This is a genomic window from Prevotellamassilia timonensis, assembly GCF_021531665.1.
GTDB lineage: Bacteria > Bacteroidota > Bacteroidia > Bacteroidales > Bacteroidaceae > Alloprevotella.
The window spans coordinates 1-438 of record NZ_JADYUH010000156.1; the positions used below are offsets into that span (position 1 = coordinate 1).

1 protein-coding gene is annotated in these 438 nt (G+C 41.1%); it reads right to left on the reverse strand.

Annotation, left to right across the window (positions count from 1 at the left end; translation table 11 throughout):
- Positions 1–116: 116 nt before the first annotated feature.
- Positions 117–438, reverse strand: a 322-nt coding sequence (locus I6E40_RS10730) for a leucine-rich repeat protein (RefSeq protein WP_235387279.1), incomplete at its 5' end; no start/stop codon positions are given.

Genomic DNA, 438 nt, shown 5'->3' on the forward strand with positions numbered 1-438 from the left:
TGTTATCTCTAATGTATGAATCTGCATCATCGTATGTACAGAAGATTGCACGCTGCCAGACCATCACATTGTAAGGGTACCGCTTAGGGTGGTCCTTGATAACCAAGAGAGAGAGTTCAAAGACACAATTCATCAGACTCTATAGGATTATTTCTGCAGAATGCCTCATAGTCAGCATCTCTCTGCTGCTGTAATCTATCAAGCATGTCTGCAACTTTGTGAGCCTTCATCTTGATATATACTTCGCATCCCTTGAAAGCATCTCTGCCTATATACTGAAGTTCACCGCAAATTGCGATCTCCTTCAAATTGTAAGATTCAGCCATTGCACCAGTCTGGATTGAGAACACAGAATTTGGTAATTGCATGAATGAAATGGCTGTTTCTGCAAAGCAGTACTCTGGAATGATACCGACATGTGAATCATCTGCAAAAATC